Origin of the sequence: Hyphobacterium vulgare (assembly GCF_042643335.1) — a bacterium.
GTDB classification, from domain to species: Bacteria; Pseudomonadota; Alphaproteobacteria; order Caulobacterales; family Maricaulaceae; genus Hyphobacterium; species Hyphobacterium vulgare.
In genome coordinates this window covers 1-12,597 of sequence record NZ_JBHRSV010000001.1, presented here as the reverse complement: position 1 = coordinate 12,597, position 12,597 = coordinate 1, and the positions used below count along the sequence as shown (strand labels likewise).

At 63.1% G+C, this 12,597-nt stretch carries 11 protein-coding genes and 3 tRNA genes; 4 read left to right on the top strand and 10 right to left on the bottom strand.

Features of this window, described 5'->3' with window-relative positions:
• Positions 1–69 precede the first annotated feature (69 nt).
• Positions 70–798 (top strand): DUF4197 domain-containing protein, encoded by a 729-nt coding sequence (locus ACFOOR_RS00070; protein WP_343163790.1) that lies wholly within the window; start codon positions 70–72, stop codon positions 796–798.
• 180 nt (positions 799–978) lie between these two features.
• Positions 979–1,401 carry a hypothetical protein gene (locus tag ACFOOR_RS00065; RefSeq protein WP_343163791.1) on the top strand — a complete coding sequence of 141 codons (423 nt, stop codon included), beginning with the start codon at positions 979–981 and terminating at the stop codon, positions 1,399–1,401.
• Between the two features lie 118 nt (positions 1,402–1,519).
• Here the strand turns inward: ACFOOR_RS00065 and ACFOOR_RS00060 are convergent.
• A tRNA-Asp gene (locus ACFOOR_RS00060) sits at positions 1,520–1,596 on the bottom strand.
• 145 nt (positions 1,597–1,741) lie between these two features.
• Between ACFOOR_RS00060 and ACFOOR_RS00055 the strand changes: the two genes are divergently transcribed.
• Positions 1,742–2,350, top strand: coding sequence for a peptidylprolyl isomerase (locus ACFOOR_RS00055; RefSeq protein WP_343163792.1), 609 nt, complete (start codon positions 1,742–1,744; stop codon positions 2,348–2,350).
• Here ACFOOR_RS00055 and ACFOOR_RS00050 read toward each other — a convergent pair.
• The 8 genes from ACFOOR_RS00050 to tig all read right to left on the bottom strand — a co-directional run bounded on the left by ACFOOR_RS00050 (position 2,347) and on the right by tig (position 11,209).
• Positions 2,347–2,703 (bottom strand): DUF6968 family protein, encoded by a 357-nt coding sequence (locus tag ACFOOR_RS00050; protein WP_343163793.1) that lies wholly within the window; start codon positions 2,701–2,703, stop codon positions 2,347–2,349. The genes ACFOOR_RS00055 and ACFOOR_RS00050 overlap by 4 nt on opposite strands.
• Positions 2,704–2,720: 17 nt before the next feature.
• On the bottom strand, positions 2,721–3,110 hold the full coding sequence (locus tag ACFOOR_RS00045) for a hypothetical protein (protein WP_343163794.1): 390 nt from the start codon (positions 3,108–3,110) through the stop codon (positions 2,721–2,723).
• 205 nt (positions 3,111–3,315) lie between these two features.
• Positions 3,316–3,391, bottom strand: a tRNA-Val gene (locus ACFOOR_RS00040).
• Between the two features lie 12 nt (positions 3,392–3,403).
• The gene (pheA, locus tag ACFOOR_RS00035; protein WP_343163795.1) at positions 3,404–4,576 is read right to left on the bottom strand and encodes a prephenate dehydratase; all 1,173 of its coding nucleotides are present in this window, start codon (positions 4,574–4,576) and stop codon (positions 3,404–3,406) included.
• Between the two features lie 202 nt (positions 4,577–4,778).
• A complete protein-coding gene (lon, locus tag ACFOOR_RS00030) occupies positions 4,779–7,178 on the bottom strand; it encodes an endopeptidase La (RefSeq protein ID WP_343163796.1) in 2,400 nt (799 codons plus the stop codon).
• 206 nt (positions 7,179–7,384) lie between these two features.
• A complete protein-coding gene (gene clpX / locus ACFOOR_RS00025; RefSeq protein ID WP_343163797.1) occupies positions 7,385–8,674 on the bottom strand; it encodes an ATP-dependent Clp protease ATP-binding subunit ClpX in 1,290 nt (429 codons plus the stop codon).
• Between the two features lie 159 nt (positions 8,675–8,833).
• Positions 8,834–9,463 (bottom strand): ATP-dependent Clp protease proteolytic subunit, encoded by a 630-nt coding sequence (locus ACFOOR_RS00020; protein WP_343163798.1) that lies wholly within the window; start codon positions 9,461–9,463, stop codon positions 8,834–8,836.
• Between the two features lie 222 nt (positions 9,464–9,685).
• Positions 9,686–11,209, bottom strand: a complete 1,524-nt coding sequence (tig, locus tag ACFOOR_RS00015) for a trigger factor (RefSeq protein WP_343163799.1) — start codon at positions 11,207–11,209, stop codon at positions 9,686–9,688.
• Between the two features lie 194 nt (positions 11,210–11,403).
• On the opposite strand from tig, the gene ACFOOR_RS00010 reads away from it, so the two are divergent.
• A tRNA-Leu gene (locus ACFOOR_RS00010) sits at positions 11,404–11,488 on the top strand.
• A 75-nt stretch (positions 11,489–11,563) separates the two neighbouring features.
• Here ACFOOR_RS00010 and ACFOOR_RS00005 read toward each other — a convergent pair.
• Entirely contained in the window at positions 11,564–12,325 is a 762-nt protein-coding gene (locus ACFOOR_RS00005; RefSeq protein WP_343163800.1) for a hypothetical protein, read from the bottom strand.
• Between the last annotated feature and the right edge of the window lie 272 nt (positions 12,326–12,597).

Here is a 12,597-nt window from a genome sequence, read left to right as displayed (position 1 = left end):
GCGGGAGCGTTCACGTCGCGCCAGCCGGGTTTCTGGCATATCGTGCCCGCGGAGACAGGGAGTTTACCCATGCCGACCCGCCGCCAGATCCTTACCGCACTCGCCATGACTGCCATGGCACCGTCCGCCTTCGCGCAGTTCGACAATGCCGCCGGGATACGCCAGATGCTGATCGCCGGGACGCGCGCCGCGACGACGCGGCTCGGGCGGCGCGACGGCTTCTTCGGCGACTCGCTGGTGCGCATCCCCCTGCCCGGCATTTTGCGCACCACGCAGCAACAGCTTCGTCCGCTGGGCCTTGCCGGACCGCTCGACGATCTGGAATTGCGGATCAACCGCGCCGCGGAAAGCGCGATGCCGGAGGCGCGCGATCTGGTCGTCAGTGCGATCAACCGTATGACCTTGTCGGACGGAATGGGCATTCTGACCGGCGGCGATACGGCGGCGACGGATTACCTCGAGCGCGAGACCTCCACTCCCCTCGCCCGCGTCCTGCGCCCGCCGATGCAGCAGACGCTGACCCAGTCCGGGGCCTATTCCGCACTCGACAGCGCCGCGTCGGCCATCGACCGGTCGGGATCAGGCTCGGCGCTCGGTCAATTCCTTGGGCGCGGCCGCGGACAATCGGCGTCTGCGAGCCTGCGCGACGAAGTCACCGACTTCGCCGTCACCAGGGCGCTCGACGGCGTCTTCCACTATGTCGGTGAGGAAGAGCGCAGCTTCCGCCGCGATCCGCTCAACCGCGGCGGCGACGTGCTGCGCGGCATTCTCGGCGGACGCGGCTCGGGCGGGATTTGAGGGGCGCTACCTGGTGAAGTGAAACGTCAAACCGGCCTCGCTCTGCCTGGCACTCATCCCCGATGCCTCATGCTGAACGCGTATTGGCAAAATCATTCAGCCCACCCGGTATTTCTTTACATCGCACCGGCCCGCGAATAAAATCCTTGGTTGTGCTATGGGCAATTCATGGGGGATCCAATGATCCGCACAATCCTTGTTGCACTCGCAGCCGTCACGATTCCGGCAGGCGCCTTCGCTCAAGGTGTTGGAATGCGCGAATTTCCGGAGCAGCCCCGGATTGGCGCACCCGAGCAACGCGCTTCCGTTGAACGTCTGCGTGTCGTTGACGTGTTCGCGCCGGGGACCGGACTGGTTCAACTGGTGATCCGTGGAAACGAGGTGATCACCGGAGCGTTCATCCCCATCTCGCAGATGTCACAAAGCGAGATTCTGCAGAGTCAGTACGCTTCTGACGGCGGCATTCCAAATTCAACCGTTGTCATCGACAACGAGACGATCACCGTGATCCAGTTGACGTTTCCTGACGGTAGCGTGGTCTTTGTGGTTATTCACAAGGAAAGCGGCACAATGACCGTGATCGAGGACCCCGACGGTCCATAGGGATTCCGTTTTGTGTCAGACGCGGTCAACTCAGGACGGAATTCGTCACGCCGATCGGATTTCGGGTCGGAGCCGTACGCAAACGCACCGCCAAACATCTGATTTCAGGAAAAGTGAATGGCGCGAGTGACGGGACTTGAACCCGCGGCCTCCGGCGTGACAGGCCGGCGCTCTAACCAACTGAGCTACACCCGCTAGGGCCATTCGTGGTCCGTTCTTCGAACGGAGCACGGTGTCTAAGGGAGGCGGCGGGGCCGGTCAAGCGGGTTTGCACCGCTTTGCAGCGCCTCTTGCACTTCGCGCCGAGCCGTTACCCAATAGGCGTAGGGAGGCCGCCGCCATGATCCGTATCCTGAGCCTTTGTGCCGCACTCGCCCTCGCTGCCTGCGGCGCGGAATCGCCCGAGCGCACCGTCACCGCCGTGATCGCGACCGAGGCGGGCGACATCACGGTGGAGCTCTACCCGGACCGGGCGCCGCTGACGGTGGCGAACTTCATCGCCCATGCCGAGGCCGGGCATTTCGACGGCGGGCGCTTCTACCGCACCGTGAGGGCCGACAATGACCGGCAAGAGGCGCGGATCGACGTGATCCAGGGCGGGGTTGATTTTGACGGCCTGCCCGGTGCCGAACCGATCGCGCATGAACGTACGGACGTTACCGGCCTCACACACCGGCGCGGCGCGATCTCGATGGCGCGCGACGGACCGGGCACCGCCTCGACCGAATTCTTCATCGTCATCACTGACAGCTTCATCCTCGATGCCGGCCCGGACGGCCGCCACCCGGACGGGGAAGGCTTTGCGGTGTTCGGCTATGTCACCGGCGGCATGGACGCCGCCGAGGCAATCTGGTCCGCCCCGACCGGCGGCGATGACGCGCCCGAGGGCTTCACCGCGCAATGGCTCGACCCGGCGGTGGGGATTACGGGGGTGGCGGTGGAGCGTTAGCGCGCCTTCCACTCGATCGCCGCACTCAATGGATCACCGAATTCCGGCAGGTCGAACTCGCCGGGACGATCATCCTGGTAAAGCCTGAGCTGACCGTCGCCCTTCTCGTTCTCGTGTCTGAGGGTCGAACCGAGGAATTTGAGTGCCAGCTGCAGCGCCTGGAGCGCATCGACACCATAAACCTTGCGGCGGTTGAAATTCTGGTTCGGTCCATTCAGGGAAAGCTCGCAAATCCAGTCGCTGTCGGGATTTTCCGAATCCCGCACGTAGGGCATGAACACCGACAGCTCATAGACCGTCCGGCCCGTCTGATCGACGATACTGCGCGAACCGATGAGCGGGGCGAGTGTCATATCTTACTTGGAACTCGCTATCGATGTCCGTAGTCGGGGCCAACAACGCCTCTGTATTCACGTTTCATTACCAGACGGGTGCGCTGCAGCTCGGGCGGATAATCCGGCAAGACCGGCACGACAGAACAGTCGTGTTCGACATAGATCGAATTCCCGACAGCGAACGGTGGTGCGTAACCCTCGCGGATCGTGTCTTCGTGTAATTGCGACAACGATAACAAAAACTGCAACATTAGCCGCTCGTTCTCTGAAACGCTGATTTCAGCGGTGCCCCAGCCCTCGAACGCGATCACCGAGAAGCAGGTCGACGCGCGATCTTCCTCAGCGCATGCACCCAGCATAGCAAAGAGGATCGCCGAGCCGATAGAGTGGCGCGCCAATCGGCCGAGTTGGTCGTTGGTTCTCATGGCGAGAGATTAGCGCGGATTCAACCGGAACGGGAAGCCGTACCGGGTTGCCCAGGATGGCTGACGAGATTTGGCGACGCCAACACTCGGCTGATTCAGCCATGAGCGTTTGCAGCGCTGCATTAGCGCCGGTTGGATTCGGTTCGGCCGGGTGAGTGGGACGACGGCGCGCCCGACCGAGCGGAGCGAGGGAGGATTGGAAAAATGGTGGGCGGTGAGGGGTTCGAACCCCCGACCCTCTCGGTGTAAACGAGATGCTCTCCCAGCTGAGCTAACCGCCCGTCCCTGCCCGTTTAGCGCGCGCCCTCCGCTTCGTGAAGCACGGATGTCGGCGCCAGCCGGTCCGCGCCGTAGCAGCCGAGCACACGCAGGCGCCTGGCATGTCCCTCGACCGCGGCGAGCGCACGAGCGCAGGCCGGATCGCTCTGATGGCCTTCGAGATCGAGGAAGAACATCTCCTCCCACGGCGCACCGCGCACCGGGCGGCTTTCGAGCCGGGCGAGATTGATCCCCTCGTCGCGGAAGGCGGCGAGCACGTCGACCAGCGCGCCGGGCCGGTGTGCGGTGGCGAACACGATGGAGGTCTTGCACGGCAGGTTCGGTGCTGGCGGCACGGCCTCGCGCGCGAGTGCCACGAAGCGGGTGTAATTCTCCGCCGAGTCAGCGACGTCCTCCTCGGCGATCACGTTGAGGCCGAACAGGCGCGCCGCGTCGGCCCCGGCGATGGCGGCGACGGACGGCCCCTCCTCCATCGCGTGCTCCAGCGCGCGAGTGGACGAGGAGGCAAAGCGCTGGGTCACGCCGGGCATCTTGGCCAGGAAGCGGCGGCACTGGGCGAGCGCCTGCGGGTGGCCGTAGACGGTGGTGACCGTGTCGGGATTGGCGGCCCGCCCCACGAGGCAGTGGCGCACGCGGTAGTGATGCTCTCCGACCAGCGTCAGCGAAGTGTCGAGGAGAAGGTCGTAAACCTCGTTGATGCTGCCCGTCGTCGTGTTCTCGATCGGCAGGAAGGCATAGTCGGCCTCGCCCTCCTCCACCGCCTTCACGATGGATCCGAAATCACGCTTCACGACCGGGGCGACAGCGGAATGGCGGCCGGCGAAATGGGTCTGCGCGGCGAAATGGGAATAACTGCCCGGCCCGCCGAGATAGGCGACGCTCGCCTCCCCGCCCGTCCCCGCGGCGCGGGCGTCGAGCTCGGCGCGCTGACCCTTGAGCGACAGGTCGATCAGCGTCTGGTAGAGGCGTTCGACCGCCGCACCGTCGAGCCCGATCGCCTCACCCGCCTCGATCGCCGCCTTCAGCACCTGGCGTTCGCGGGCCGGATCGCGCACCGGCTCTCCGGCGGCGGCCTTGGCCCGGGCGATCTGGCTGCCGAGCGCGGCGCGATGCGCGCCAAGCCGCAGGATTTCGCGGTCGGTCTCGTCGATATCGGCGCGCAGCGCCTCGATGCTCTGCCTGTCCATTGCCATTCCCTTTCAGGCCATAAAAAAACCCCCGGGGCTTCCGGGGGCTTTCAGTCGTCGTTGGCGGATTTCCTAGCGCAACGCGAATGAGCCGCCCCCGTCAGGGACGCCAAAAAACGCGTAATAGAAAAAGGCCGCCGATGTGATCATGCGGTGCAGCATGAAGTTCGGCGGCCCTGGGGTCAATCGGCGATTGCCGGGGTCAGTGCGCGACGGGCTGGCCTTCGCCGGCGGGCCGTTCGGTGATCGCGGCGAGCGCGGCTTCGTCGGCCTCGGTCCATTCGACCGCGACGACCGGGCGGGCCAGCGCGTTCTCCAGCACTTCCTCGACGGTGGAGACGGGGATGATTTTCAGCCCCTCCTTCACATTGGCGGGGATTTCCTGAAGGTCCTTCTCGTTCTCCGACGGGATCAGGACGGTCTTCACGCCGCCGCGCAGGGCTGCGAGCAGCTTTTCCTTGAGCCCCCCGATCGGCAGGACACGGCCGCGCAGTGTGATCTCGCCGGTCATGGCGACATCCTTGCGCACCGGGTTCTGCGTCAGCACCGAGACGATGGCGGTCATCATCGCCACGCCGGCGGACGGACCGTCCTTCGGCGTCGCGCCCTCCGGCACGTGGACGTGGATGTCCGTGGCGCGGAAGACGGTCGGCTTGACGCCGAGCGACGGTGCCCGGGCCTGAACGAAGCTGTTCGCCGCCGAGATGGATTCCTTCATCACGTCGCGCAGATTGCCCGTCACGGTCATCTTTCCGCGACCGGCCATCTTCACCGCCTCGATGGTGAGAAGATCGCCGCCGACCTCGGTCCAGGCCAGGCCGGTGACGACACCGATCTTGTCCTCGCCCTCGGTCTCGCCGAAGCGGTATTTCTTCACGCCGGCGAAATCATTGAGATTGTCGCCGTTGATGGTAACGGATTTCGTCTCGCCGCTCTCGATCTTGCGAACCGACTTGCGGGCCAGGTTGGCGATTTCGCGTTCCAGATTCCGCACGCCCGCCTCGCGGGTGTAGTAACGGATCAGGCCGCGAATGGCGCTTTCCTCGACCGTCCATTCCTCGTCCTTCAGCACATGGTCGCGGCGCTGCTTCGGGATCAGATGGCGCTTGGCGATCTCGACCTTCTCGTCCTCGGTGTAGCCCGCGATCCGGATGATCTCCATCCGGTCGAGGAGCGGCTGGGGCATGTTGAGCGTGTTCGCCGTGGTGACGAACATGATCGAGGAGAGGTCGTAATCCAGCTCCAGATAGTGGTCGGCGAAGGTGGAGTTCTGCTCCGGGTCGAGCACTTCCAGCAGCGCCGAGGACGGGTCGCCGCGATAGTCCGCGCCGAGCTTGTCGATCTCGTCGAGCAGGAAGAGCGGATTGGCCGATTTGGCCTTCTTCAGCGACTGGATGATGCGGCCCGGCATGGAGCCGATATAGGTCCGCCGGTGACCGCGGATCTCGGCCTCGTCACGCACGCCGCCGAGCGACATGCGGACGAATTCACGGCCCGTGGAGCGCGCGATCGAGCGGCCGAGCGAGGTCTTGCCGACGCCGGGCGGGCCGACGAGGCACAGGATCGGGCCTTTCAGCTTCTTGGAACGCGACTGGACCGCGAGATATTCGAGAATGCGTTCCTTGACCTTCTCGAGGCCGTAATGGTCCTCGTCGAGAATGGTCTCGGCTGCCTTCAGGTCGGACTTCAGGCGCTTCTTCCGGTTCCAGGGCAGCGCCAGGATCCAGTCGAGATAATTGCGCACGACGGTGGCTTCGGCCGACATCGGGCTCATCTGCTTGAGCTTCTTGAACTCGGCCTCGACCTTGGCTCGGGCATCCTTGGGCAGCTTGGCGTCGGCGATGCGGCGTTCGAGTTCGGCGACTTCCTCGCGCGACTCCTCGCCCTCGCCCAGCTCTCGCTGGATCGCCTTCATCTGCTCGTTGAGGTAATATTCGCGCTGGGTCTTCTCCATCTGGCGCTTCACCCGCGAGCGGATCTTGCGCTCGACCTGGAGAACCGAAATCTCGCCTTCCATCAGGCCCAGAATGCGCTCCAGACGGCGCGCGACGCCCAATTCCTCCAGCAATTCCTGCTTCTCGCCGATCTTCACCGCCAGGTGCGCGGAAATGGAATCGGCCAGCTTGGCCGGCTCGGTGATCTGACCGATGGCGGTCTGAGCCTCGGGCGGCACCTTCTTGTTCAGCTTGACGTAGTCGTCGAACTTCTCCGACGCGGCGCGCATCAGCGCCTCGGTCTCGGCCGAGTCACCGGTGTCGTCGGAGAGGATTTCGGCCTCGGCCTCGAAATAGGCATCGTTGGCGGTGAATTGGAGCAGCTTCACGCGCCGGCCGCCTTCCACGAGGACCTTCACCGTACCATCGGGCAGCTTCAGGAGCTGCAGCACGGACGCGATGACACCGATCTCATGGATCGCGTCGGTCTTCGGGTCGTCGTCGCCGGCATTCTTCTGGGTGGCGAGCAGGATCTGCTTGTCGCCCCGCATCACTTCCTCGAGCGCGCGCACGGATTTCTCGCGGCCGACGAAAAGCGGCACGATCATGTGGGGGAATACCACGATATCGCGGAGCGGCAGGACGGGAAGCGTCTTGTTTTCTGACATGGTCTCTTTCGTCTCCATGGCCGCCGCGGAACCGGCAAGGCGCCGGATCGTCGAACGTCACACTGACGCGATTCGAGGCGCCGGGGCGGTCATCCGTTGCAGGGCGGCAGGTCCGCCCGTCGAAGAGTCAGTTGGATATGCAAACGGCGCGCGTCAAGGCGCGCGCCGCTGCGAATTGCTGCCCTGCAAACAGGCCGAACGCCGCGTCAGGCGCCCTTCTTGGCGCTGGCGGCTTCTTCCTTGTTCTTCCGCTCGGCATAGATGTAGAGCGGCTTGGCCTTGCCATCGACGACCTCGGCATTGACGACGACTTCCTCGACGCCATCCATGCCCGGCAGGTCGAACATGGTGTCGAGCAGAATGCCCTCCATGATCGAGCGAAGACCGCGCGCGCCGGTCTTTCGGGTAATCGCCCTGCGGGCAACCGCCGCCATGGCGTCTTCGGTGAAGGTCAGGCCGACGCCTTCCATGTCGAACAGGCGCTGATACTGCTTGACCAGCGCATTCTTCGGCTCCGTCAGGATCTGGATCAGCGCGGCCTCGTCGAGATCCTCGAGCGTGGCGATGACCGGCAGACGGCCGATGAATTCCGGGATCAGGCCGAAACGAACGAGATCGTCCGGCTCGACCTCACGCAGAACATCGCCCGTACGGCGGTCGTTGATCTCGCGCACATCGGCGCCGAAGCCCATGGCCGAGCCCTTGCCGCGCTGCGAGATGATCCGCTCGAGACCGGCAAAGGCGCCGCCGACGATGAACAGGATGTTGGTCGTGTCCACCTGCAGGAATTCCTGCTGGGGATGCTTGCGGCCGCCCTGGGGCGGGACGGAGGCGACCGTGCCTTCCATGATCTTCAGAAGCGCCTGCTGCACACCCTCGCCCGACACGTCGCGGGTGATGGAGGGGTTGTCCGACTTGCGCGAAATCTTGTCGACCTCGTCGATATAGACGATGCCACGCTGGGCGCGCTCGACATTGTAGTCGGCAGCCTGCAGCAGTTTCAGGATGATGTTCTCCACGTCCTCGCCAACATAGCCCGCCTCGGTCAGCGTCGTGGCGTCGGCCATGGTGAAGGGCACGTCGATGATGCGCGCCAGCGTCTGGGCCAGCAGCGTCTTGCCGCAACCGGTCGGGCCAACCAGCAGGATGTTCGACTTCGACAGTTCGACATCGCCGTTCTGGTTGCCGTGATTGAGGCGCTTGTAGTGGTTGTGAACCGCGACCGAGAGCACGCGCTTGGCCTGTTCCTGGCCGATCACGTAGTCGTTGAGGACGGCGAAAATCTCCTGCGGGGTCGGCACGCCCTCTTTCGACTTCACCAGCGAGGTCTTGTTCTCCTCGCGGATGATGTCCATGCACAGCTCGACGCATTCATCACAGATGAACACCGTCGGGCCCGCAATCAGCTTGCGCACCTCGTGCTGGCTCTTGCCGCAAAACGAGCAGTAGAGCGTGTTCTTCGCGTCGCTGCCGCCGCCGCTCGATGTCTTGCTCATGACCGCTCCCGTCCGTGCCCGTCATGGAGGGCACCTGCTTCGCTGCTACCGTCCAATCCAGCAAGATCGGTGCCGAAAGTTGGCGAAAGGTTTCCGCAGCACACTTATTCGATCACATCGCAACAGGGGCGATCAAGCACGCAGCACCGCTGGGTGCTGCTAGTCCTTGCTCTCGCCGACGGTATCACGGCTCGTGAACACGTCGTCGATGAGACCCCATTCCTTGGCTTCCTCGGCCGACATGAAGGTATCCCGGTCGAGCTTGCGCTCCACCTCTTCATAGGTCTGGCCGGTGTGATGCACGTAGATTTCGTTCAGCCGGCGCTTGGTCTTGATGATGTCCTCGGCGTGGCGCTCGATGTCCGAGGCCTGACCGCGGAAGCCGCCCGAGGGCTGGTGCACCATGATGCGCGCATTCGGCAGCGCGATGCGCCGGCCGGCCGCCCCGGCGGTGAGAATCACCGACCCCATCGACGCCGCCATGCCCATACAGACCGTCGAAACGGGGCTGCGGATGTATTGCATCGTGTCGTAGATCGCGAGGCCGGAATGGACGTGGCCGCCCGGCGAGTTGATGTACATCGAGATCTCTTTTTTCGGGTTCTCCGACTCCAGGAAGAGCAGCTGGGCGCAGATCAGCGACGCCATGCCATCCTCGAACGGTCCGGTCAGGAAGATGATCCGCTCCTTCAGCAGGCGGGAGAAAATGTCGTAGGCGCGCTCGCCGCGGCTCGACTGCTCGACCACCATCGGCACGAGGTTCATCATCACATCCTGAGGATCACGCATCGGAAGTCTCCCGGCTGAACGCTGGCGAATCTGCACGGCGGAGGACCCGCCAGACCGATTCACTTGGAAAGGCCCGTGCAATATCGCGAGGCGTTTTCAAAGGCGCAAGGCACCCCCCGCCATGTTAACCAGTAAGGCAGGACTGCGGGCCGCGGCTCGCTGAATCGAAACGGGGCGGCCACTGGCCGCCCCGCTCGTGAATTCGCGCTATCCCGAAAGGGATCAGGACTTCTTCTTCGCGGCCGTCTTCTTGGCGGGAGCCTTCTTGGCGGCAGGCTTGTCGTCGCCCGCATCCTTCTTGGACGCGGCGGCCTTCTTCGCCGGAGCCTTCTTGGTTTCGGCCTTGGCCTCGTCCTTCTTGGCCGGAGCCTTCTTCGCAGCGGCCTTCTTGGCCGGCTTCGCGGGGGCTTCGTCCTCGTCGTCGAACAGGGCCTCGCGGCTCACCGTCTTTTCCGAGACATTGGCCAGTTCGAGGATGTAGTCGACGACCTTCTCTTCATAGATCGGCGCGCGGATCTGAGCGACGGCGTTCGGATTCTTCTGGAAGAATTCGACGACCTGGCGCTCCTGGCCCGGATATTTCTGGGCTTCCTGGTTGATCGCGCGGGAGACTTCCTCCTGCGTGACCTGAACATTGGCGCCCTGGCCGATTTTCGCCAGCACGAGACCGAGGCGGACGCGGCGTTCTGCGATCGCCCGGTATTCTTCCTTCAGCTGGTCTTCGGACTTGTCCTTGTCCTCGTCTTCCAGGTGACCGTGTTCGATCGCGTGGGAGACTTCCTGCCAGATGGTGGCGAATTCCTGTTCCACCATGGAGGGCGGCAGGTCGAAGCTGTGGGCGGCATCGAGCTGGTCCAGCAGGTCGCGCTTGGCGCGCAGGCGGGACTGGGCGTTGTGCTCGCGCTCGAAACGCTTCTTCAGCGCGTCCTTGAGGGCGGCGAGGTCTTCGAGACCGAAATTCTTCGCCAGCTCGTCGTCGATCGTCGTCTCGGCCGGGGCCTCGATCGACTTCACCGTGGTTTCGAAGATGGCTTCCTTCCCGGCGAGGTGCTTGGCACCGTATTCCTTCGGGAAGGTGACTTTCAGTTCGCGCTCTTCGCCGGCCTTGGCGCCGGTCAGCTGTTCTTCGAAGCCCGGGATGAAGGCGCCGTCGCCGATCACCACGCGGGCGTCAGTCGCCGAACCGCCTTCAAAGGCTTCGCCGTCGATCTTGCCGACGAAGTCGATAACGACGAGGTCGCCCTCTTCCGCCTTGGCGGTCTTGGCGGTCTTCGGCTTGAACGACTTGTTCTGCGCGGCCAGTTCGGCCAGCGCGTCCTCGACCTGCTGGTCCTCGATCGCGGCGACCGGGCGCGTGACCTTCATCGTCTTGGGGTCGGCCGGTTCGAAGGCCGGCATCACCTCAACGGAAACCTCGAACTGGAAATCCTTGCCGCCCTTGCGCACTTCGGCCGGGTCGGACTTGACCTCGATCTTCGGCTGGGTGGCCAGTTCCAGGCCACGCTCCTGCATCGTGTCCTGAACCGCCTTCGGCATCATTTCCTCGAGCACGTCGCCGAGGATGGAATCGCCGAACACCTTCTTGATGTGGCTGGACGGCACCTTGCCCGGGCGGAAACCCTTGAGGCGGACCTGCGGGCGGATTTCTTCGATCTTGGCGTCCAGGCGAGCCTGCAGGTCCTTTGCGGGGACCACGATCTCGAACGTGCGGCTCAAGCCTTCGGAAGACGTCTCGGTAACGTTCATCAGTCGGTATCCGGTCAAGCGTTGGCGGGGGCGGCGCGCCGCCCCGGGCGTCAGGAAGCGCGCGTTATGTCACGCGTCCTGCCCGCACGCAACGGCATCAGCAGGCGCGGCGCAGTGCACAGTCGGAAACACCGAATACGCACCGCACCGAAGCCTTGGCGTATCGCTCGCTTTCGGTCACAACGCTGCACCATGCGGGTGTGGCGGAACTGGTAGACGCGCTGGATTTAGGTTCCAGTGGAGCAATCCGTGGGGGTTCGAGTCCCTCCACCCGCACCAGAGCTTCAGTCCGACACCAATTCAATTTCGATTCGACACCCTAGCAACCGTTCGAGTAGCTCAACCTTTCGCGATCTACCCAAATCCACCTGCACAGAACCATTCAGATTCTGATAGCGCTTCATACGTTGCCCTTCTCCACGAGTTCCCGTGGGCCGCAGCGCGGCTATCCGCACGCTTGCGCAACTCAGCTTGAATACCAGCGGCCGAGATTCCGGCTTGGGCCATTGTGCGTAACTCAACCTTGATATCTTCCAGTTCGACAGCCGAATGGGTGGCGTATAGTTCCGCTAATTGGAATGTCTCGAAGTGCGCAACGATCCGCCGTTGTTTGATCACATCCCAACCGGCCGGTGGCAGGGCATCAAAAACAAGGGTTGCAGGCGCCGTTTCTTGCACGGTAGCGAAAAGCCAACGACCATCATCAGCGTCTTCGAAATATGGATGAAATACCTGTTCAGCCGCCTGACCGGCCTCCAAGGCAAGCTTGATATGGTTGCACTCACCACAAGATGGCACCAAATTTAATGGGGTGACCGCAACATTTGGATGCTCAGCTTTTGGCAGATAATGGTCGAGTTGCGAAACCGTGCGCTGCGAACATAATGGACATATGTCGTTTCTAGGTGTGGCTTTAATCGTCCCATATATGCCCCTCGTGCGCGCACTTCGGACAAATGTCCGTTCGTATACTCGCGTCATCTCTTGCGTACTTATCTGACCAGCCACTCCATCCGTACCGGGAATTTCGAAAAGTGTGGCTTGTTCTCCATGCACAACGTATTGCGCTTCGGCCGCAATAATTGCGGGCAACGCAGTTAGCAATCGTCCGGTCAATTGATCGTTTCTAATACTTTCGACACATCTCTGTATCACCTCTGCAGAGGTGGCGGTCGGTTGAGGCAGCCGTCGCATTTTAAGCCCTGTCGCGTTCAGCAATTAATGCTTGAACAATGGCCCGTGATTCCATTCCCAACTGCTCGTCAAATCGTTCAAGGACACCATTGACCCAGCCCCCTGATCCGGGCCGTGAGTTAGTAGAGTCTGTTCGCCTTTCTTTCTGGGTTGGTATGGGTGGTCAAGGCCCGGTGAGCGGAGCCATTGCGTAG

Bases quoted from the DNA above. Each gene is read 5' to 3' on its own strand.
- ACFOOR_RS00070 (WP_343163790.1), top strand. From the start codon at position 70: ATGCCGACCCGCCGCCAGATCCTTACCGCACTCGCCATGACTGCCATG.
- ACFOOR_RS00065 (WP_343163791.1), top strand. From the start codon at position 979: ATGATCCGCACAATCCTTGTTGCACTCGCAGCCGTCACGATTCCGGCA.
- ACFOOR_RS00055 (WP_343163792.1), top strand. From the start codon at position 1,742: ATGATCCGTATCCTGAGCCTTTGTGCCGCACTCGCCCTCGCTGCCTGC.
- ACFOOR_RS00050 (WP_343163793.1), bottom strand. From the start codon at position 2,703: ATGACACTCGCCCCGCTCATCGGTTCGCGCAGTATCGTCGATCAGACG.
- ACFOOR_RS00045 (WP_343163794.1), bottom strand. From the start codon at position 3,110: ATGAGAACCAACGACCAACTCGGCCGATTGGCGCGCCACTCTATCGGC.
- pheA (WP_343163795.1), bottom strand. From the start codon at position 4,576: ATGGACAGGCAGAGCATCGAGGCGCTGCGCGCCGATATCGACGAGACC.
- lon (WP_343163796.1), bottom strand. From the start codon at position 7,178: ATGTCAGAAAACAAGACGCTTCCCGTCCTGCCGCTCCGCGATATCGTG.
- clpX (WP_343163797.1), bottom strand. From the start codon at position 8,674: ATGAGCAAGACATCGAGCGGCGGCGGCAGCGACGCGAAGAACACGCTC.
- ACFOOR_RS00020 (WP_343163798.1), bottom strand. From the start codon at position 9,463: ATGCGTGATCCTCAGGATGTGATGATGAACCTCGTGCCGATGGTGGTC.
- tig (WP_343163799.1), bottom strand. From the start codon at position 11,209: ATGAACGTTACCGAGACGTCTTCCGAAGGCTTGAGCCGCACGTTCGAG.